Origin of the sequence: Microvirga sp. 2YAF29 (assembly GCF_052114605.1) — a bacterium.
Taxonomy (GTDB): domain Bacteria; phylum Pseudomonadota; class Alphaproteobacteria; order Rhizobiales; family Beijerinckiaceae; genus Microvirga.
In genome coordinates this window covers 130,550-151,324 of sequence record NZ_JBFRFB010000001.1, presented here as the reverse complement: position 1 = coordinate 151,324, position 20,775 = coordinate 130,550, and the positions used below count along the sequence as shown (strand labels likewise).

Here is a 20,775-nt window from a genome sequence, read left to right as displayed (position 1 = left end):
AGCTTTCCTTGTGACAGATAGGGTGCGTCGGTGGAGCCGGGCGGCCCTGCCCCAGCGACGATGAAAATCGGTTTCGCTGCCGCAACTAGCCTATCTTGGCGCAAATCGCCAGTCTGACCTTATGGAAGCCCTCTGTGATGGAAAACGCCATGCCCGCCCCCTCGCCCTGGTGGACGCCGCATGTCCACGCGGACAGGCGCCCGTTTCTCCTGGGGAGGAACCGGATTCAGGCGGCTTTCCGAGGTTTCTTCGCCGCCTGTGACTTCGTGGAGGTCGATACCGCAACGCTCCAGGTTTCTCCCGGAAACGAGGCCCATCTCCATGCTTTCGCCACCGAGGCCATCGGTCACGGTGGATCGAGGACCCCGCTCTACCTGCACACTTCGCCCGAATTCGCCTGCAAGAAGCTGCTGGCGGCGGGCGAGGCAAGGATAGCCTGCTTCGCCCATGTCTACCGCAACCGGGAACGTGGGCCCCTGCACCACCCGGAATTCACCATGCTCGAATGGTATCGGGCCGGTGAGGGATACGAGACCCTGATGCGGGATTGCGCCGAGTTGCTGCCGCTCGCAGCCGAGACAGCCGGCACCCGGACCCTCACCTATCGTGGCCGTACCACCGACCCGTTTCAGGAGCCTGAGCGCTTGAGCGTGGCGGAAGCCTTCCACAGGTTTGCCGGGATCGACCTTCTCGCATCTATCGACGTAGACGGCACGACCGATCGCGGCCATCTTGCCGCCAGCCTGCGCCAGGCCGGGTTGCGGGTGGCCGAAGACGACACCTGGTCCGATCTGTTCAGCCGAGTCATCGTGGAGCGGGTCGAACCCAATCTCGGCCTCGGCCGCGCCACGATCCTCGATGAATACCCGGTTGCCGAGGCGGCGCTCGCTCGGCCTACCGCGCGCGACCCGCGCGTTGCGGAGCGGTTCGAGCTTTATGCCTGCGGCGTCGAGCTTGCCAATGCCTTCGGGGAACTCACCGATGCCCGAGAGCAGCGACGCCGGTTCGAGGCGGAGATGGCGGAGAAGATGCGGGTCTATGGCGAGAGCTATCCCGTCGATGAGGATTTCCTGGCGGCGCTTGCGCATATGCCTGAGGCCAGCGGCATCGCGCTCGGCTTCGATCGTCTCGTGATGCTTGCTACCGGCGCCTCCCGCATCGACCAGGTGATCTGGGCGCCCGTACCGGAGACGGACCATTGAGGACCATCCGCACCCCCGCCGAGCTTCTAGAGGCCGAACTCATTTCGCCCGAGCGCCTGCGTGAGGCCGAGGCGGTGGCGGAGCGCTATGCCATCGCCATCAGCCCGGCCATTGCGGACCTGATCGACCGCACCGATCCGAACGATCCGATTGCCCGGCAGTTCGTGCCTCACAGTGCGGAGCTGGAGGTGACGCCGGAAGAGCGTGAGGATCCCATCGGCGACCTCACTCATTCTCCGGTCGAAGGCATCGTGCATCGCTATCCCGACCGCGTGCTGCTCAAGGCCGTGCATGTGTGCCCGGTTTATTGCCGCTTCTGCTTCCGCCGCGAAATGGTAGGTCCACAAGGCTTCGGCACGCTCTCGCCGGAGGCGATGGACAAGGCTTTCGCCTATATCGCCGAACACCGTGAAATCTGGGAGGTCATCCTCACCGGAGGCGATCCACTGGTGCTCTCCCCACGCCGCCTGTCCGAAATCATGCAGCGGTTGGCCGAAATCGATCACGTGAAGATCGTCCGCTTCCATACCCGTGTGCCTGTGGTCGAGCCGGACCGTGTCGATGCCGAGCTGATCGCGGCCTTGAAGGCAAGCGGCAAGACCACCTACTTGGCGCTCCACGCCAACCATCCGCGCGAACTCACGGACGAGGCGCGCTCTGCATGCGGGAGGCTCGTGGATGCGGGCATCGCCATGCTCAGCCAATCGGTTCTCTTGAAGGGCATCAACGACGATCCGGACGTTCTCGCCCGTCTCATGCGGGCCTTCGTGGAAACGCGGATCAAGCCCTATTACCTCCATCACCCCGATCTCGCGCCCGGCACGAGCCATTTCAGGCTCTCCATCGAGGAAGGTCAGGCGCTTGTCGCGAGCCTGCGCGGCCGCGTCTCGGGACTGTGCCAGCCGACCTATATTCTTGATATTCCCGGCGGATACGGCAAAGCGGTCATCGCCCCCGGCACTATTACGAACACCGGTGACGGCTGCTACGCGATCAGCGATTTTCGCGGCGACAGCCACGCTTATCCGCCTGAGGCCTGAACGATCCTCGAAAGAGTTCTTCGCGGCTCGAACTCTGCCTCATTCGCAACCGAGAATGCCGGCTCGTTCATCGAGGCGGCCCATTCATGGACGACGACGCAAGAGAACCTGTCGAGAACAAGATCGACTCCACGTTCCGCAACGGCTCGATCACAGCGATCGGCGTCGTCGTCGGCTTTTCCTTAGGCTTTCTGAGCCGCTGGTCCGCTCTGCCAGGCGATTGGACCAAATCGGATCTCATATCCGTAGCCCTCATCACGCTCGGACTTGCCCTCCAGGTGAAAGCCCTGGCCGATCTGCTGTTGATTTCGTCTCTGCATCTCAAGAAATACAATCGCTCCGTCCGGATTTTCCTGACAGGGCTGATCCTCGTCAGTCTCGGCGTCATTTTCGCGGTCTTCGCCGACATCATGGGCTTCAGCGGGATCGTGCTGGAGGGCTAGAGCTGGCCGCAATTTTTGACGGCGAACCGGAGTCCCTTCGCCGAAAAATGCTCTAATCGAACCCGCCGCCCTTGCCGCGTCCTTTCTTGATCTCGGAGCGGCGACCCTTCGCTTCCAGACGGCGTTTCTTCGAGGCCAGCGTTGGCCTCGTGGGCCGGCGCGGCTTGGGCCGCTCGGTCGCCTGCCGGATCAGTTCGACCAGGCGGTTCACCGCGTCCTCGCGGTTGCGCTCCTGCATGCGGAAGCGCTGGGCGGTGATGATGAGCACGCCGTCATTGGTCAGGCGCTTGCCCGCGATCCGCTCCAGCCTTTCCTTCACATCTTCAGGCAGCGAGGGCGAGTTGCGCACGTCGAAGCGCAGCTGCACGGCGGATTCCACCTTGTTGACGTTCTGGCCGCCGGGACCCGAGGCGCGGATGAAGCTCTCCTGGAGTTCGTCCTCATCGAGCGAGATGCTGTTGGTCACCTTGATCATGGGGCCTCGGGTGGAATGGCGGAGAGGGACACCGGCGTGCCTCTTTCATCTGTCCAATGCCGTCTTTGGGCGTGCTTGTCGACAGGTGCATTTAGGTCTAAGCGCCTTGTGCCCCCTCTCTTTTGTCGGACATCGCGTTCCGCCCACAGAGCCTTCCATGTCCGCCGTCTTCGCCAGCCTGATTCCGACCTTCCTCATCATCGCCACCGGCTGGCTCTGCCGGGTCACTAATTTCGTGAGCGAGCAACAATGGGCGGGGCTTGAGCGCGCCACTTACGTCATCTTCTTTCCGGCCCTCATCATCGACACGCTCGCGCGCGCCGACCTGTCATCGGTGCCGGTCCTCGGCGTGGGCGGAGCATTGATGGGCTCGATCCTCATCATGGCCGGGATCGTTCTGGGGCTCCGGCCCATTCTGGAGCGCCATGCAGGCATCGACGGCCCGAGCTTCACCTCGGTCTTTCAGGGCGCGACGCGCTGGAACACCTTCGTGGGCCTTGCCGTCTCGGGCAGTCTCTTCGGCCAGCGCGGCATTGCCCTCATTGCGGTCGCCATCGCCGCGATGGTGCCGCTGCTCAATCTGCTGGCCTTCTACGTATTCATCCGCTTTGCCGGTCGCCCTCGGCAGAGCCCACGGGAGATCCTGCGGTCCCTCGCGGCCAATCCATTCATCTGGTCCTGCGCCATCGGATTGACGTTGAACCTGATCCTGCCGCCTCTTCCGAAGCCGATCACGGGCTACATCGATCTCTTGGGACGGGCCGCACTCGCAGCCGGTCTTCTGATCGTCGGCGCGGGGCTCGATATCCGCCGCCTCGCCAAGCCGGGCCTGCCCCATTGGCTGACCGTAGGGCTCAAGCTTCTCGTCCTGCCCGCCATGGCGATCACGCTGGCCGGCTGGGCCGGCGTGACAGGCCATGACCTGATCGTGATCATCATCGCAGCCTCCGTCCCCACCGCATCGGCCGGCTATGTGCTCGCCCGTCAGATGGGAGGCAATGCGCCTCTCATGGCCGAAATCCTGACATTGCAGACGCTTCTGGCGCTCGTCACGATGCCCCTGCTCATCACCCTCGCGGGTTGAAGCTTTTTTACATCAATACAACCATTGGTTATTAAGAAGAACTTGTATGATCAGTGGTTGTGCTGATACTAGGCTCGAGTGAAACAGAGACACAGCTCAGCCTTCATGTCCAAGCTTCCGACTTACGCCCTCAAGGCGCCCTCGCCTCATGACGAACCGGATGCCGCCGATGTCGGAAAAGATCCCGGCGGTTCGGTCATGAGCACCGCCGAGACGGCTCAATACATTGCGGAATTCACCGCCGAGCTGTCCTATCTCGCACGCCAATCCAAGCTGGATCTGCTTGCCTATCTGCTCGACATGGCAAGGCTGGAGGCGGGACGCGCCATCCAGGCCGGTAAACGGGGCAAGTAGGGTTCAGCGCCCTGCGATCAGCGAGACGGCGTTGCCGCCGTGGCGCTCCAGGCGTCCCGCGATCTCCAGTTCGAGCAGGGTCATCTGAACGGAGCGGATCGACAGGCCCGACTGGCGGACGAGATCGTCGATGGAGATCGGCGAGGGTCCAAGCATTTGAATGAGATCGGCATTCCCCTCGCCTGCTTCCTCGGGAAACCCGCTGTCCGGCATGAATGTGCCCTTGGGCGCACGCGGAACATCCGGTAGATCGAGCTCATCCCAAAGCTCCTCCGTGCCCACAAGCCGCTGCGGTTCCTCGGCGCTCACGTCGAGGCGCGAGCCCGTGGCAATCAGAGGTTCCAGCACGCTGGTCACATGGTCGATCTCAGCACAGAGATTGGCCCCATCGCGGATAAGATCGTTGGTGCCCTCGGCGCGCGGATCGAGCGGCGAGCCTGGCACGGCGAAGACCTCGCGCCCCTGCTCCAAGGCGAAGCGCGCGGTAATCAGCGAACCGGACCGACGCGCGGCCTCCACCACGACGACGCCATAGGAAAGCCCGGAGACAATACGATTGCGACGTGGGAAGTCGCGCCCGCGCGATTCCCAGCCTATCGGCATTTCCGAGACGATTGCGCCGCCGTTCTCGATGATGGAGCGCAGCAGCGGCTCATTCTCGGACGGATAGATCTTGTCCTGCCCACCCGCGAGCACGGCGACCGTTCCCGTCGCCAGCGTCGCGCGATGGGCACGCGTATCGATGCCGCGCGCAAGGCCCGACACCACGACGTAACCGGCCTCGCCCAATTGGCGGGACAGGCGCTCGGTGAATGTCAGGCCTGAAGCGGAAGCATTGCGTGAACCGACCATGGCCACGCAGGGCCGCGACAACACCTCCGTCGAACCACGCACCGCGATCAGCGGCGGCGCGGTATCGATGGCCTTCAGCGTCTTCGGATAATCCGGCTCGCCCATGGCGACGAAGCGCACGCCGAGCCGTGCGGCAGCCGCCATCTCCTTCTCGGCCTCGGCCCGGCTCGTGACCTTCAGCAGCAGGCGCCCGCCCTTGCGCGCGAGATCCGGCAGGGCTTCGAGTGCTGCGGACGCTCCTCCGAACTGGTTGATGAGCGCCCGGAAGGTGCGCGGCCCCACATTCTCAGAGCGGATGAGGCGGAGCCAGTCGAGACGCTGCTCGTCGGTCAGATGCACGGGCTCAACCCTTCTGCCCGATCTTGCCCTCGGTGCCGTCGAGAAGGCGGGTGATGTTGGGGCTGTGCTTCCACCAGAGAAGCGCCACGAGAATGATTGTCGCGGCGGCCATGCCGGGTTCACCGAGAAGCCACAGCACCACTGGGGTCGCGCCGCTGGCGACCAGGGCGGACAGGGACGAATAGCGGGAGGCAAAAGCCACGCCCAGCCAGATGACGCCAAAGATCACCGCAGCGACCCAGTTCAACCCTATCAGCACGCCGATGAAGGTAGCGACGCCTTTGCCACCCTTGAACTTCAGCCACACGGGGAAGAGATGCCCCAGGAACGCCCCCAATGCGGCGATGGTGGCGAATTGCGGGCCCCATTGCGCGGCGATCAGCACGGCGGCGGTGCCTTTGAGGGCATCGCCGATAAGGGTCGCGGCGGCGAGCCCCTTGCGACCGGTCCTTAAGACATTAGTGGCGCCGATATTGCCCGAACCCACATTGCGGATATCCCCTAAGCCCGCCATGCGGGTGAAGATGACGCCGAAGGGGATGGAGCCCAGAAGGTAGCCCAGGAGCAGCGCACCCAGGAGATAGAGCGTATTGGCTTCGTCAGACATTCCGATCTCTTCACGTCTCTTGCTGTGAGCGGCGGTCGAACAAGATCCTGCCTGCAACTATCGTGATCGTCACCTGTCCTTCCAGACGGGCTTCGTCGAAAGGCGTGTTCTTGGACAGGGATTTGAGCTGGTTTCGGTCGAGCACGTAAGGCGCTTCCGCGTCGAACACGATGAGGTCGGCGGGAGCCCCAACCTTCAGACGTCCGGCCTCCAACCCTAGGATTTCCGCCGGTTTCGTGGAGAGTGCGCGCAGCAGCCTGGGGAGCGAGATACGGTCGGAATGGACCAGGCGCAGGGCCGCCGAGAGCAGGGTTTCGAGGCCGACGGCGCCATCGGCGGCCTCGGCGAAAGGCAGCCGCTTGTTCTCTACATCCTGTGGATTGTGGTCCGAGACGATCACGTCGATGGTCCCGTCCGCCAGCGCCTCGATCATCGCCTGCCGGTCATCCTCGTGCCGCAGGGGCGGCGAGAGCTTGAAGAAGGTGCGGTAATCGCCGATGTCGTTCTCGTTGAGGGCCAGGTGGTTGATCGATACGCCGCAGGTCACCGGCAGGCCATTCGCCTTTGCGTTCCGCACGATCTCCGCCGAATCGGCGCAGGAGATCATGGCGGCATGGTAGCGGGCGCCCGTGAGACGAACGAGGCGCATGTCCCGCTCCAGCACGATGGTCTCGGCCTCACGCGGAATGCCGGGCAGCCCAAGGCGTGAGGCGAACTCACCCTCGTTCATGACGCCGGGACCAACGAGGTTCGGGTCTTCCACATGGTGGACGATGAGCGCATCGAAGTCGCGGGCATAGGTCAGCGCGCGGCGCATGACCTGGGCATTCGTGACCGAGCGCGCGCCATCGGTGAACATGATGGCGCCGGCTTCCTTGAGCCGTCCGATCTCGGCCATCTCCTCGCCCTTCAGCCCCTTCGTGAGGGCAGCAGCCGGAAGAATATTCACGATGGAAGTATCGCGGGCGCGGCGGACGATGAAGTCGATCACCGCCGGATCGTCGAGAGCCGGGCTGGTATCGGGCATGGATACCACGGTCGTCACGCCTCCAGCCGCCGCAGCCTCACCGGCGCTCTTGAGCGTCTCCCGATAAGGCCCGCCGGGCTCGCCGATGAAGGCGCGCATGTCGATGAGGCCGGGAGCAAGGACTTGTCCGCCGCAATCGATGACATCCGCATCCGACGCGACGGCAACGTGAGGGCCGACCTCGGCGATGAGGCCATCACGGATCAAAACGCTGCCGGTCTGCTCGCGCTCGGTTTCAGGGTCGATCAGGCGAGCGTTGTTAAGGAGAATTGGCTTGGTGCTCATCACGTCCTCACCCGTTCGGAAGATGGCTCGCGAGAGCCTCGAGCACCGCCATGCGGACGGCGACGCCCATTTCGACCTGTTCGCGGATGAGCGACTGCGCGCCGTCCGCCACGTCGGATGAAATCTCGACGCCGCGGTTCATGGGGCCGGGATGCATCACGAGAGCATCCGGCTTGGCGAAGGACAGCTTTTCCTGATCGAGCCCGTAGAACCGGAAATACTCCTTCACGGACGGGATGAAGGAACCGCTCATGCGCTCGCGCTGCACGCGCAACATCATCACGATGTCGGCGTCCTCAAGGCCTTTGCGCATGTCGGTAAAGGTCGGGAAGCCGAGGCGGGCGATGCCGGGGGGCTGCAGGTTCGTGGGCGCGACGAGGCGCACCTGTGCGCCCATCGCGGCGAGCAGGATCATGTTGGAGCGCGCCACACGCGAATGAACGATGTCGCCGCAGATCGCGACGACAAGGCCTTCGATGCGCCCTTTGTTGCGGCGGATGGTGAGGGCGTCGAGAAGGGCCTGGGTCGGGTGCTCGTGGGCGCCGTCGCCGGCGTTTACCACGGCGCAATCGACCTTCTGCGCCAGCAGATGCACCGCGCCCGCCGCGTGATGGCGCACGACGATGATGTCGGGGCGCATGGCGTTCAGCGTCGCCGCCGTGTCGATCAGCGTCTCGCCCTTCTTCACCGAGGAGGACGCCACCGCCATGTTCATCACGTCCGCGCCAAGGCGTTTACCCGCGATCTCGAACGAGGATTGCGTGCGCGTCGAGGGCTCGAAGAACAGGTTGATCTGAGTGCGGCCCCGAAGACTGGTCTTCCGCTTCTCGATCTGGCGGCTCACATCCACCTGCGCGTCGGCGAGATCGAGGAGGGCCTGAATGTCCAAAGGAGACAGCCCCTCGATTCCGAGGAGATGCCGGTGGGGGAAAGAGGATCGGGGCGCGTCTGTCATCTTAAAGCAATCGCTATAGGCGCTCCAGGCAATGCCAGCAAGCAAGGCTTTCGAGGCGGTGCAAAGATTCTGCGATCTCGCGCCCGGCTTCTCCATGGAACCTGTGGCGAACACTGAAGCGCCCTACATCCTCATGAAGCCTCTCGGAGGGAATCGCAGCCATGTGGGACCGCCATGATACGCGTGACGTCTTCAACCAGACGCCGCCCTTTGGAAATGTGGATCTCATCGCCACGGACCGGCCGCTGCTGGATGCACTCGACGCGAACGATGCCGATCCGAAGGCCGAAGGCCTGACCGCGTTCGGCCAAGCTTGGGGCACGACAGAGCGGCTCGACCTCGGGCGTCTCGCCAACGAGAACCCGCCGAAGCTTCATACTCACGATGCGCGTGGTTATCGGATCGACGCCATCGAGTTTCACCCGGCCTATCACGCGCTCATGCGCGCCAGCATGGCAGATGGTCTCCATTGCTCGACCTGGGACGCCCCCGAGAACGGGCATGAGCATGTGGCGCGGGCGGCACGGCTTTATACGATTGCGGGCGTCGAAAGCGACCATGTATGTCCCATGACGATGACCCATGCTTCCGTGGCGGCCCTTGCCGCCGCGCCGGAGCGGCTGGCGGCTTGGCTTCCGAAGATCTGCTCCCGCGAGTACGATTCCCGCTTCATTCCCTTCTGGGAGAAGAGCGCCGTCACCCTCGGGATGGGCATGACCGAGAGGCAGGGCGGCACCGATGTTCGCGCCAACACGACGCGGGCGGTCCAGGCCAGCGGGGACGAGTATCGGCTGACAGGCCATAAATGGTTCATGTCCGCTCCCATGTGCGACGCCTTCCTGGTGCTGGCCCAGGCGCCGGGCGGGCTCACCTGCTTCCTGCTGCCCCGGTTCAGGCCGGACGGCTCGCTGAACGCCATCTATCTGCAACGCCTCAAAGACAAGCTCGGCAACCGCTCCAATGCCTCGTCCGAAGTCGAGTTCGACGATGCCTTCGCCTGGCGGATCGGCGAGGAGGGCCACGGGGTGCGCACCATCATCAACATGGTCCAGCTGACCCGGCTCGATTGCGCCGTCGCCTCGGCGGGTTTGGTTCGGATGGGGCTGGCTCAGGCCATGCATCACGCCAGGCATCGCAGCGTGTTTCAAAAGAAGCTCAGCGATCAGCCGGCCATGCAGGCGGTGCTTGCCGATCTCGCGCTTGAGAACGAAGCCATGACCGCGCTGGCCATGCGTGCGGCGCACAGCTTCGACCTTGCCGCCAGCGACGAGCACGAGGCGGCCTATGCCCGGCTCGTCACGCCTGCCGCCAAGTTCGGTATCTGCAAGGCCGCGCCCCGACTGATTTATGAGGCAATGGAGTGCCTTGGAGGCAATGGTTATGTAGAGGAGAGCGCCCTGCCCCGGCTCTATCGGGAGGCTCCGGTCAACGCCATCTGGGAGGGCTCGGGCAATGTGATCGCCCTCGACATCCTGCGGGCCGAGAATCGCGAGCCCGAGGTGGCAGCCTCGGTCCTGGAGCGCCTGATGTCCGATGCGGGTGACTTGCCGGGCGCCTCAGACACCGCCCACGATATCGTGCTGGCCCTGCAGTCGTCCGAAGCCGAAGCCAGGGCGCGGTTCATCGCGGACAGGCTCTATACTCTGGCCGCGGCAGCCGCGCTTGCCCGTTCGGCGCCCACGCAAATCACTGAAGCGTTTGCCCTCACCCGGCTCGCCCAACCGGCCCGGATGCCGGGGGGCAACAACCTCGGCGAGGCCCTCAAACCCTTGCTGGAGAGAGCTTTCGTCACCAAATAACGACGGCGTCGCAAGGGTCGATTTGACTTGTTGGCCACGATCCACCACTTATCGCGCCTCGGCGGCCAGGGGCTGGCAGCCGTCTTCTATCTATAAATTTTGAGCATCCGCTCGCGGCCATCTACGGGAAGTCGCATATGAAAGTCGTCGTCGTCGAGTCGCCCGCTAAGGCCAAGACGATCAATAAGTATCTCGGCAAGGATTACGAGGTCCTGGCCTCCTTCGGGCATATCCGCGATCTGCCCGCCAAGGACGGTTCGGTCGACCCGGATGCCGATTTCCGCATGATCTGGACGCTGGAGGACAGAGGCTCCAAGCGCGTCTCCGATATCGCCAAGGCGATCAAGGGAGCCGAGAAGCTGATTCTCGCGACCGACCCTGATCGCGAAGGCGAGGCCATTTCCTGGCACGTCCTCGAGGCGCTGCGCGAAAAGCGCGTGCTGAAGGACATTCCGGTCGAACGCGTGACCTTCAACGCCATCACCAAGGACGCTGTGCAGACAGCCCTGCGCAATCCGCGTGAGATCGATCAGGCGCTGGTCGATGCCTATCTGGCCCGCCGCGCCCTCGACTATCTCGTGGGCTTTACCCTCTCTCCCGTTCTGTGGCGCAAGCTGCCGGGAGCGCGCTCGGCCGGCCGCGTGCAGTCGGTGGCGCTGCGCCTCGTCTGCGACCGCGAGCTTGAGATCGAGACCTTCAAGGCGCGGGAATACTGGTCGCTGATCGCGACGCTCGCCACGAAGGACGGCGCGGTGTTCGACGCGCGCCTCGTGGGCGCCGACGGCAAGAAGATCACGCGCCTCGACATCGGCAACGGCAAGGACGCCGAGGCTTTCAAGAAGGACCTGGAGCTCGCGACCTTCTCGGTGGCGAATATCGAGGCCAAGCCCGCCAAGCGCCATCCCTACCCGCCCTTCACCACCTCGACCCTGCAGCAGGAGGCCTCGCGCAAGCTCGGCCTTGCCCCGGCTCAGACCATGCGCATCGCGCAGCGGCTCTATGAGGGCGTCGATATCGGCGGCGAGACGGTCGGTCTCATCACCTATATGCGTACGGACGGCGTCGACATGGCACCGGAGGCCGTGCAGGCCGCCCGCCGGGTGATCGGCAAGGAATACGGCGACCGCTATGTGCCCGGCGTGCCGCGCAAGTATTCTACCAAGGCAAAGAATGCTCAGGAGGCCCACGAGGCCATCCGCCCGACCGACATGGGCCGCCTGCCGAAATACGTATCCAAGTATCTGGAGCCCGAGCAGGCCAAGCTTTACGACCTCATCTGGACCCGCACCATCGCGAGCCAGATGGAATCGGCGGAGCTGGAGCGCACCACGGCCGACATTCTGGCCCAAGTCGGCCCGCGTAAGCTCGACCTTCGCGCTACAGGCCAGGTCATCAAGTTCGACGGCTTCCTCACGCTCTATAACGAGAGCAAGGACGATGAAGCGGATGAGGATGAAGGCCGCCTGCCACCCATGAAGACAGGCGACGGCCTTGAGCGCCGACGCATCAACGCGACCCAGCACTTCACCGAGCCGCCGCCGCGCTATTCAGAGGCCTCGCTTGTGAAGCGCATGGAAGAGCTCGGCATCGGGCGCCCTTCCACCTATGCCGCCGTGCTGCAGACGCTCCGCGACCGCGAATACGTGAAGATCGAGAAGAAGCGCCTCGTCCCCGAGGACAAGGGCCGCATCGTCACGGCCTTCCTGGAGAGCTTCTTCCGCCGCTACGTGGAATACGATTTCACGGCAGATCTCGAAGAGCAGCTCGATCGTGTCTCGAACAACGAGATCGATTGGAAGCAGGTGATGCGCGAGTTCTGGAAAGATTTCTCCGCCGCCATCGGCGAGACGAAAGAACTCCGCATGACGGAGGTGCTCGATGCGTTGAACGAGCTCCTCGGCCCTCACATCTTCCCGGACAAGGGCGACGGCTCCAACCCGCGCACCTGCCCGACCTGCGGCACCGGCCAGCTCTCGCTCAAGCTCGGCAAGTTCGGCTCCTTCATCGGCTGCTCGAATTACCCTGAGTGCAAATTCACCCGCCAGCTCGCCGCGACCGGCGTGGACGGCGATGGCGACGGCTCGTCTGAGAACGGCGGCCAGCCCGGCGTGAAGGTTCTGGGTGCGGATCCCGATACGGGCGAGCAGGTCACCCTGCGCGATGGCCGCTTCGGCCCCTTCGTGCAGTTGGGCGAAGGCGAGAAGCCGAAGCGCTCGTCACTGCCCAAGGGTCTTACGCCTTCGCAGGTGGATCTGGAAAAGGCGCTCAAGCTCCTGGCCCTGCCCCGTCAGGTCGCGACGCACCCTGAATCCGGCGAGCCGATCCTCGCAAGCATCGGGCGCTACGGGCCTTATGTTCAGCACGGCAAGACCTACGCCAATCTCGGCGCCGGCGACGACGTGCTGGAGATCGGCGCGAACCGCGCCATTGACCTGATCGTCACCAAGGAAAGCGGTGGCGGTGGTGCCCGTCGCGGCGCTGCCGATCCAGGCCGTCCGCTGGGCGGCAACGATCCGGAATCGGGCAAGCCCATCGTGGTGAAGGCCGGACGCTTTGGTCCTTACGTGACCGACGGCGAGACCAACGCCACCCTGCCACGCAGCATGGCGGCGGAAGCGGTGACGCTGGAAGAGGCCATCGAGCTTCTGAAGGTCCGCCGCGCGGCTGGCCCGTCGAAGAAGTCGGCGCGTGGCCGCAAGGCTCCGGCAAAGAAAGCTGCCGCCAAGAAAGCTCCTACCAAAAAGGCTCCGGCCAAGACGGCGACCAAGAGTGCCGCCAAGAAGCCGGCTGCGAAAAAGGCAGCTGCAAAAAAACCTGCCGCCAAGAAATCTGCGAAAGCAGCCGAGTAAGATGGCGGGGTGGTTGTCCTGGCTTGAGGCCAACTACACCAATGAAGTCGAGATCACGCTGCGCCTTTGCGCAGCGGCTCTCGCTGGCATGGTTGTCGGGCTGAACCGCGATATCCACGATAAGCCGATCGGCATGAGGACCTTGGGCCTCGTTTCGCTGGCCTCGGCGACTGTCATATTGTCGGGTTCGGTCTACGACGATCTGCACTTCGCACAGGATGCGGTCAGCCGCGTGATCCAGGGCATCATGACCGGCATCGGATTTCTAGGAGCGGGTGCCATCCTGCGTGCAAAGGATGGAATGGAAGTTCGCGGGCTGACGACAGCGGCCACAGTCTGGATTGCTGCCTCGCTTGGTGTCACGGCGGGCCTGGGCGCTTGGTTCATGACGCTCGCAGGCACGCTGATGACGCTGTTTCTGCTCACGTTCTGCAAGCCAATAGAGGAATGGCTGACGCGCCTGTTTACCGGCGGCGAAAAATCCCCCAAGGACGATGATTAGAAGGCGTAGCTGAGCGCAAGCACGGCAACGACTGCGATGGCGAGCCACAAGAGGCTCGAGCCATAGGCACTTCTGGTCACTGGCGTGGTATCCGGCTCCTCAAAGGCAAAGGCCTCTCCGGCCGTGCGCGCTGCACGATCTAGATGAAGCTTCTGTGCCGGTCCCATTGTGGTGCGCATCGTTGCCCTCGCTCTCAATAAAGCCATGCTTACCTGCCCAACGTGAACCAGAACTAAACAGTTCCTGATGTCAGTTGAAAGACATCCTTTAGAGGCACCTCCTATCCTCATGGCAACAGGGTCGCATGCCTTGGATTTATGGCCTCTGACCACAGGACACCCTTTCCGTTTCCGTTTTGTTCACGTATACATTCGGACATGGGATATAGTGTAAAGAAAACCGAATCATCGAAACGGACCAAGGTCCCAATGACCGATAATGACGATCTCTTCGGGGGCGCTGCCGCCAAACGCGCGGCACCGGCCTCGGCCCGAAATGCAGCCGTGAAGGTTTCCCGCTCCGCGCCCCAAACCGGTACGCCGGGAGAAGCCGACTATGACGCTTCCACCATCGAGGTCCTGGAAGGGCTTGAGCCTGTCCGCCGCCGTCCTGGCATGTATATCGGCGGCACGGACGAGAAGGCCCTGCACCATCTCTTCGCCGAGGTGATCGACAACTCCATGGACGAGGCGGTCGCGGGCCATGCGACCTTCATCGAGGTGGAGCTGGAGGAAGGCGGCTGGCTCTCCGTGACCGACAACGGACGCGGCATCCCGGTCGACCCGCACCCGAAATTCCCGAAGAAGTCGGCGCTCGAAGTCATCATGACCACGCTCCACGCGGGCGGTAAGTTCGATTCGAAGGTTTATGAGACTTCCGGAGGCCTGCACGGCGTCGGCGTCTCCGTGGTGAACGCGCTCTCCGAAATTCTCGAAGTCGAGGTTGCGCGCGGCCAGCAGCTCTATCGCCAGATTTTCTCGCGCGGCCTTCCACAGGGCAAGCTCGAGTCGGTTGGCCGTATCCTCAATCGGCGCGGCACCAAGGTGCGCTTCAAGCCCGATTGGCAGATCTTCGGCAAGGACGCCCATTTCTTGCCGCGCCGCTTGTTCAAGATGGCGCGTTCGAAGGCCTACCTCTTCGGCGGTGTCGAGATCCGCTGGAAATGCGCGCCCTCGCTGCTGGAAGGAGCCGACAACGTTCCGCCGGAAGCCGTCTTCAAGTTCCCGAACGGCCTGAAGGACTATTTGCTTCACGACATCGAGGGGAAGGACCTGGTCACCGACCAGATCTTCGCCGGCAAGATCACCAAGCCCGGCAGCCACGGCTCGCTGGAATGGGCGGTCGCCTGGATGACGAACGAAGACGGGTTCTCCACCTCGTACTGCAACACCGTGCCGACCCCTGAAGGCGGCACGCATGAGAACGGCCTGCGCATTGCGCTGCTGCGGGCGCTGCGCGACCACGCCGAACGCGTGGGCCAGCAGAAGCGTATGGCGGCGGTGACCACCGACGACGTGATGGCGACCTGCGCCTCCATGCTCTCGGTCTTCATCCGCGAGCCGGAGTTCCAGGGTCAGACCAAGGACAAACTGGCGACCGTGGAAGCGGGCCGCATCGTCGAAAACGCGATCCGCGACACCTTCGATCATTGGCTCGCGATGGCTCCGCAGCAGGCCAACAAGCTGCTCGACTGGGTCATCGACCGCGCCGAGGAGCGCCTCCGCCGCCGCCAGGAAAAGGAAGTCGCCCGCAAGACCGCGACCCGCAAGCTGCGCCTGCCCGGCAAGCTGGCGGATTGCTCCAATGCCGGAGCGAAAGGCTCGGAACTCTTCATCGTCGAGGGCGACTCGGCAGGCGGCTCCGCCAAGCAGGCGCGCGACCGCGCCTCTCAAGCCATCCTGCCGCTGCGTGGAAAAATCCTCAACGTTGCCTCGGCGGGCAAGGACAAGCTGCACCAGAACCAGCAGCTCTCCGATCTCGTCCAGGCGCTCGGCGCCGGCACCGGTTCCGGGTATCGGGATGCGGATCTCCGCTACGAGAAGGTCATTATCATGACCGACGCGGACGTGGACGGCGCGCATATCGCCTCGCTGCTCATCACCTTCTTCTACCGGCAGATGCCCCGCCTCATCGACGGCGGGCACCTCTACCTCGCCGTGCCGCCGCTCTACCGCCTGAGCCAGGGCGCCAAGTCGGCCTATGCCCGCGACGACGCGGACCGGGACAGGCTGATGAAGTCCGTGTTCAAGGGCAGCGGCAAGGTAGAGATCGGCCGCTTCAAGGGCCTCGGCGAGATGCTGCCCGCGCAGCTGAAGGAAACCACCATGGACCCGAGGAAGCGCCTGCTCCTGAAGGTCGTCGTGGAAGCCGACGACAAGCCCGAGGCCAACGACGCGGTCGAGCGCCTGATGGGCAACAAGCCCGAAGCCCGCTTCGCCTTCATCCAGGAACGCGCGGTGTTCGCGGACGAGGCCGATCTGGATATTTAAGCCTGTTATCAATAAAGCCCCAGCGCAGAACCATCGCAAATGGCATGGGGATGCGCTGGGTGTCTGGATCACCAATGCCTGCTGTTGTGTCTGATAGGGGGCAATTGTGAAGCAGAGCATCGCGCATATCGCGCTTGTCGTTCGCGACTACGACGAAGCCATTGATTTTTACGTCAACAAGCTGCGGTTCAAGCTGGTGGAGGACACGTACCAGCCTGAGCAGGACAAGCGCTGGGTCATCGTCCGCCCTCCCGGAGACGGGCAAACGTCCCTGCTTCTGGCTCGCGCATCTAATTCCCATCAGGAAACCTTCATCGGCAATCAATCTGGCGGGCGTGTCTTCCTCTTCCTGCAGACCGATGATTTCCGGCGGGATTACACCGCCATGACCGAGGCCGGAATCAAATTCATTCGGGAGCCGAAAGAAGCTCCTTACGGTACCGTGGCGGTATTCGAAGATCTCTACGGAAATCTATGGGATCTCGTGCAGGTTACAGATGGCCGCGCATAACGGCTACTTCTTCAGTTTTTTTCGCCCTCATTTCCTTGCAAAACAAGGATTCTGAAAAAACTCGCCAAAAATAATCCAAAAAAATCTTCGAATCCGCTGGAACCAACTCTGAAATTCGTCGTTTATAGGCATCACCGGCCCATTCTGCCCCCACGGGCCGGTCCCTCAAAGGCTCCTCACGGGGCCTTTTTTTTTGCCTTGAGCGTCGCTTAAGCCCCTCATGGATCCGATGCTGCCGCTTGCGCGTCTTGCTTCCAAGCCCCGGGCTAGCCGTGGCCAAACTTGCATGCGACAAGATCAGACGAACCTTAACGAGCTTTCCCTTGGCCAAACGTCCCAAATCCTCTTTATCCTCCGCTCTTCCTTCCCGGGAGGAGCTGGTTTCCTTCATCGCTGACGCGCCGGGCAAGGTGGGCAAGCGCGAGATCGCGCAGGCCTTCAATATCCGTGGCGCCGACAAGATCTGGCTCAAGCAGATGCTGAAGGACCTCGAGGCCTCGGGTGCCGTGGACCGACGCGGCAAGCAGGTCCACAAGGCGGGCCAGCTGCCTTCCATGGTGATGGCCGACATCATCAAGCGCGACCGGGACGGCGAGCTGATCGCGGTGCCGACCGAGTGGGACGAGGAGGAGCACGGCTCGATCCCGACGATCATCATCGTGACGCCTCGCAAGCCCAAGCCCGGCATGCCCTTGGCGGGCGTTGGTGACCGGGCGCTGCTGCGGGTCGATCCTCTTAAAAAAGGCGACACCCATCGCTATGCGGGCCGGGTCACCAAGATCATTGCCAAGAAGCAGGCGCAGGTGCTCGGCATCTTCCGCTCCCTGCCCGAGGGCGGCGGGCGCCTCGTTCCCGTGGAAAAGAAATCTCGCGGCGAAGAACTCCAGATCAATCCCGGCGACGAGAGCGGCGCACAGGATGGGGATCTCATCGCCGTGTCCGTGGTCAAGCACGGGCGCTTCGGCCTGCCGACCGCGAAGGTGAAGGAGCGCCTGGGCTCGGTCAAATCCGAGAAGGCCGTGAGCCTGATCGCGATCTTTGCCCACAATATTCCCAACGAATTCCCGAAAGCGGTCATCGACGAAGCCGAGGCCGTAAAGCCCGCGACGCTTTCCGGACGCGAGGATTGGCGCGAACTGCCGCTCATCACCATCGACCCCGCCGATGCCAAGGACCATGACGACGCGGTTCATGCCACGCCGGACACGGACCCGAACAACGTTGGCGGCTATGTGGTCACGGTCGCGATCGCCGACGTGTCGGCCTATGTGCGCCCCGRCTCCGCCATGGACCGCGAAGCCCAGGAGCGCGGCAACTCGGTCTATTTCCCCGACCGCGTCGTGCCGATGCTGCCGGAGCGGATTTCCAACAATCTCTGCTCGCTGCGGCCGCGAGAGGATCGCCCTGCCCTGGCGGTCCGCATGATCATCGGCCCCGATGGACGAAAAATTCGCCACTCCTTCCACCGTGTCATGATGCGCTCGGCGGAAAAGCTCTCTTACAGCCAAGCTCAGGCGGCCATCGACGGAAGGCCGGACGATGTGACGAAGCCTATCCTAGACTCGATCCTTAAGCCGCTCTGGGAAGGCTATGCCCTGGTGAAGAAGGCGCGCGATATCCGCGAGCCGCTTTATCTCGATCTGCCCGAGCGCAAGATCGTGCTCAAACCCGACGGCACCGTGGACCGCATCTTCGTTCCCGAGCGGTTGGAGGCGCATAAGCTCATCGAGGAATTCATGATCCTCGCCAATGTGGCGGCGGCGGAATCCCTGGAGAAAGCGCAGGCGGATCTCGTTTACCGCGTCCACGACGAGCCTTCGCTGGAGAAGATGCGGTCGCTCAGTGAGGTGCTGGCCTCGGTGGGGCTGAAGATCCCGACGCAAGGCGCGCTGAAGCCCGAATTGTTCAACCGCATCCTGCGCAGCGTCGAAGGCTCCGAGCATCAGCTCTTCATCAACGAGGTGGTCCTGCGCTCGCAATCACAGGCGGAATACGCGGCGGAGAATTACGGCCATTTCGGCCTCAACCTGAAGCGCTATGCCCACTTCACCTCGCCCATCCGCCGCTATGCGGATCTGATCGTGCACCGGGCGCTGATCACCGCGCTCAAGCTCGGCAAGGATGGTTTGTCGCCCGACACCACCCGCGCGGAGCTGATCGAGATCAGCGCTAAGATTTCGGCGGCGGAGCGCCGGGCCATGGCGGCGGAGCGTGAGACAATCGACCGCCTCATCGCGCACTTCCTCGCGGACCGGATCGGGGCCGCATTCAATGGACAGATCTCGGGCGTGACCAAAGCGGGTCTTTTCATCAAGCTGAGCGAGACCGGCGCGGACGGCTTCGTCCCGGCGGCGACCATCGGCGACGATTACTATCGTTACGATGAGAGAACCCATTCCATGCGCGGCCAACATACGGGCGAGACCTACCGCCTCGGCGACAAGGTGGAGGTGAAGCTGGTAGAAGCCGCTCCGGTCGCCGGCGCTTTGCGGTTCGAACTGCTCACCAAGGGCAAGCTCACCGGCAAGATCGGCGGCGGCTCCAAGAAGGGCCCGAAGCGGCCTCCTCACGGAGCCAAGCCCGCGAAAGCCGCCGGTGGACGCCGCAGCGCTGCTACCCGGGTCAAGGTGAAGAAGCGCGGACGCGCCTGACAGGAACAGATGATGCCTTTGACGATCGACACCGCCCCAACGCCCAGCGCCGACATCACGGCGGTCCAGGCTATGAAGCGCGGGTTTCTGGGCCACTGCCCGGCCTGCGACAAGGGCCGGCTTTTCGGGCGGTTCCTCAAAGTGGCGGATAGCTGCGATTCCTGCGGAACGGAGCTGCATCATCATCGTGCGGACGACCTGCCGCCCTATCTGGTCATCTTCCTCGTCGGCCATCTCATCGGCTATGGCATCCTCATGACCGAGACCAAGATGGAGATGCCGCTCTGGGCGCATCTGGCGATCTGGCCTCTTCTGACGGTGATTTTGTGCCTCGCCCTGCTTCAGCCGGTGAAAGGCGCTGTCGTAGGGCTGCAATTCGCGTTAGGAATGCACGGTTTCGGCGTCAGCCGGACCAAGGAAAAAACGAGCATGGAGGTCGCGGGTGACGGACGCACAGACATTGGCCAGGATGGATTCGCTGGTCGCCCAGGAGCGTAAGCCGACCGCTCCTACCCTTCGTCCCGTCGACGCCGCGACCCTCATCATCATCGACCGCAAAGGCAAGCACCCGAAGGTGCTGATGGGCAAGCGCCATGCGGGCCATAAATTCATGCCGAGCAAGTTCGTGTTTCCGGGCGGGCGGATCGAGGCGAGCGACCGCTCCATGACGGTCACCGGCGCCCTGCATCCCCGGGCGGAGCAGGCCCTGATGGCCAGGGTCGTCCGTCCTTCCACCCAGCGCAGCCGCGCCCTGGCGCTCGCCGCCATCCGAGAAACCTTCGAGGAGACCGGCCTCCTGCTCGGCACCAGGGATTATGTCTCTCCGGACCGCGTGCCTGTCGGCACGACCTGGGCAGCGTTCCAGGAGCACGGGGTTTTTCCCGATCTTGAATGCCTTCATTTCATCGGGCGAGCCATCACCCCGCCCAAGCGGGTGAAGCGGTTCGATACCCGATTCTTCGCTGTGGACCGCACAGCCATCGGCCATGAGGTCGGGGGCGTGGTCAGCCCCGATTCCGAATTGGTGGAGTTGACCTGGGTCACTCTGGCAGACGCCCGCAAGCTCGACCTTCCGGCAATCACAGGAATCATCCTGGGCGAGCTTGAAGCCCGCATCGCCGGCGGTTTCAGCCACCAGATCCCCGTTCCGTTCTTCCACCAGAGACGTGGGCAATTCGTGAAAGAACTGCTCTAAACCATTGTCATTAAATGTCATTTCTGGCCGGAGCGAGGCGCAGGGGAAGTGTATCCATAGCGCCGTGCTCGACCGTGGATCCCGTTTCCTTGCCTCCACCTCGCCGAGGATGACAC

19 protein-coding genes are annotated in these 20,775 nt (G+C 63.3%); 13 read left to right on the top strand and 6 right to left on the bottom strand.

What is annotated here, in order from left to right; all coding sequences use genetic code 11:
• The first annotated feature begins 149 nt into the window (after window positions 1-149).
• The 3 genes from epmA to AB4Y85_RS00685 all read left to right on the top strand — a co-directional run bounded on the left by epmA (window position 150) and on the right by AB4Y85_RS00685 (window position 2,685).
• Entirely contained in the window at window positions 150-1,202 is a 1,053-nt protein-coding gene (gene epmA / locus AB4Y85_RS00695) for an EF-P lysine aminoacylase EpmA (protein ID WP_441982926.1), read from the top strand.
• Entirely contained in the window at window positions 1,199-2,242 is a 1,044-nt protein-coding gene (locus AB4Y85_RS00690; protein WP_441982925.1) for a lysine-2,3-aminomutase-like protein, read from the top strand. The genes epmA and AB4Y85_RS00690 overlap by 4 nt, the downstream gene beginning before the upstream one ends.
• Window positions 2,243-2,328: 86 nt before the next feature.
• Window positions 2,329-2,685: a hypothetical protein gene (locus tag AB4Y85_RS00685; protein ID WP_441982924.1), complete on the top strand. Its 357-nt coding sequence runs from the start codon at window positions 2,329-2,331 to the stop codon at window positions 2,683-2,685.
• A gap of 52 nt (window positions 2,686-2,737) precedes the next feature.
• Here the strand turns inward: AB4Y85_RS00685 and arfB are convergent, their stop codons facing one another.
• Window positions 2,738-3,160 (bottom strand): alternative ribosome rescue aminoacyl-tRNA hydrolase ArfB, encoded by a 423-nt coding sequence (gene arfB, locus AB4Y85_RS00680; RefSeq protein ID WP_441982923.1) that lies wholly within the window; start codon window positions 3,158-3,160, stop codon window positions 2,738-2,740.
• A gap of 157 nt (window positions 3,161-3,317) precedes the next feature.
• On the opposite strand from arfB, the gene AB4Y85_RS00675 reads away from it, so the two are divergent.
• A complete protein-coding gene (locus AB4Y85_RS00675) occupies window positions 3,318-4,244 on the top strand; it encodes an AEC family transporter (protein ID WP_441982922.1) in 927 nt (308 codons plus the stop codon).
• A 105-nt stretch (window positions 4,245-4,349) separates the two neighbouring features.
• A complete protein-coding gene (locus AB4Y85_RS00670; protein WP_441982921.1) occupies window positions 4,350-4,598 on the top strand; it encodes a hypothetical protein in 249 nt (82 codons plus the stop codon).
• A 3-nt stretch (window positions 4,599-4,601) separates the two neighbouring features.
• Here the strand turns inward: AB4Y85_RS00670 and dprA are convergent, their stop codons facing one another.
• Genes dprA through AB4Y85_RS00650 form a run of 4 tightly spaced genes read right to left on the bottom strand, consistent with a single transcriptional unit; the run spans window position 4,602 to window position 8,663 of the window.
• Window positions 4,602-5,789, bottom strand: coding sequence for a DNA-processing protein DprA (gene dprA / locus AB4Y85_RS00665; RefSeq protein ID WP_441982920.1), 1,188 nt, complete (start codon window positions 5,787-5,789; stop codon window positions 4,602-4,604).
• 4 nt (window positions 5,790-5,793) lie between these two features.
• Entirely contained in the window at window positions 5,794-6,396 is a 603-nt protein-coding gene (plsY, locus tag AB4Y85_RS00660) for a glycerol-3-phosphate 1-O-acyltransferase PlsY (protein ID WP_441982919.1), read from the bottom strand.
• Between the two features lie 10 nt (window positions 6,397-6,406).
• The gene (locus AB4Y85_RS00655; protein WP_441982918.1) at window positions 6,407-7,708 is read right to left on the bottom strand and encodes a dihydroorotase; all 1,302 of its coding nucleotides are present in this window, start codon (window positions 7,706-7,708) and stop codon (window positions 6,407-6,409) included.
• A 7-nt stretch (window positions 7,709-7,715) separates the two neighbouring features.
• Complete coding sequence (locus AB4Y85_RS00650) at window positions 7,716-8,663, bottom strand: aspartate carbamoyltransferase catalytic subunit (RefSeq protein WP_441982917.1); 948 nt, start codon at window positions 8,661-8,663, stop codon at window positions 7,716-7,718.
• A gap of 161 nt (window positions 8,664-8,824) precedes the next feature.
• Here AB4Y85_RS00650 and AB4Y85_RS00645 point away from each other — a divergent pair, with 161 nt between their 5' ends.
• The 3 genes from AB4Y85_RS00645 to AB4Y85_RS00635 all read left to right on the top strand — a co-directional run bounded on the left by AB4Y85_RS00645 (window position 8,825) and on the right by AB4Y85_RS00635 (window position 13,813).
• A complete protein-coding gene (locus AB4Y85_RS00645; protein WP_441982916.1) occupies window positions 8,825-10,462 on the top strand; it encodes an isovaleryl-CoA dehydrogenase in 1,638 nt (545 codons plus the stop codon).
• Between the two features lie 137 nt (window positions 10,463-10,599).
• Entirely contained in the window at window positions 10,600-13,311 is a 2,712-nt protein-coding gene (gene topA / locus AB4Y85_RS00640) for a type I DNA topoisomerase (protein ID WP_441982915.1), read from the top strand.
• A gap of 1 nt (window position 13,312) precedes the next feature.
• Window positions 13,313-13,813: an MgtC/SapB family protein gene (locus AB4Y85_RS00635; protein WP_441982914.1), complete on the top strand. Its 501-nt coding sequence runs from the start codon at window positions 13,313-13,315 to the stop codon at window positions 13,811-13,813.
• Here AB4Y85_RS00635 and AB4Y85_RS00630 read toward each other — a convergent pair.
• Window positions 13,810-13,992, bottom strand: a complete 183-nt coding sequence (locus AB4Y85_RS00630) for a hypothetical protein (protein WP_441982913.1) — start codon at window positions 13,990-13,992, stop codon at window positions 13,810-13,812. The two genes, AB4Y85_RS00635 and AB4Y85_RS00630, sit on opposite strands and share 4 nt — an antisense overlap.
• A gap of 249 nt (window positions 13,993-14,241) precedes the next feature.
• Here AB4Y85_RS00630 and parE point away from each other — a divergent pair, with 249 nt between their 5' ends.
• From parE to AB4Y85_RS00605, 5 genes are all read left to right on the top strand, one after another.
• Window positions 14,242-16,302, top strand: a complete 2,061-nt coding sequence (gene parE, locus AB4Y85_RS00625; RefSeq protein WP_441982912.1) for a DNA topoisomerase IV subunit B — start codon at window positions 14,242-14,244, stop codon at window positions 16,300-16,302.
• A gap of 106 nt (window positions 16,303-16,408) precedes the next feature.
• On the top strand, window positions 16,409-16,813 hold the full coding sequence (locus tag AB4Y85_RS00620; RefSeq protein ID WP_441982911.1) for a VOC family protein: 405 nt from the start codon (window positions 16,409-16,411) through the stop codon (window positions 16,811-16,813).
• 323 nt (window positions 16,814-17,136) lie between these two features.
• Window positions 17,137-19,464, top strand: coding sequence for a ribonuclease R (rnr, locus tag AB4Y85_RS00615; protein WP_441982910.1), 2,328 nt, complete (start codon window positions 17,137-17,139; stop codon window positions 19,462-19,464).
• A gap of 12 nt (window positions 19,465-19,476) precedes the next feature.
• Window positions 19,477-19,962, top strand: coding sequence for a DUF983 domain-containing protein (locus tag AB4Y85_RS00610; RefSeq protein WP_441983222.1), 486 nt, complete (start codon window positions 19,477-19,479; stop codon window positions 19,960-19,962).
• Window positions 19,934-20,659 (top strand): NUDIX hydrolase, encoded by a 726-nt coding sequence (locus AB4Y85_RS00605; RefSeq protein ID WP_441983221.1) that lies wholly within the window; start codon window positions 19,934-19,936, stop codon window positions 20,657-20,659. The genes AB4Y85_RS00610 and AB4Y85_RS00605 overlap by 29 nt, the downstream gene beginning before the upstream one ends.
• Window positions 20,660-20,775: the final 116 nt, after the last annotated feature.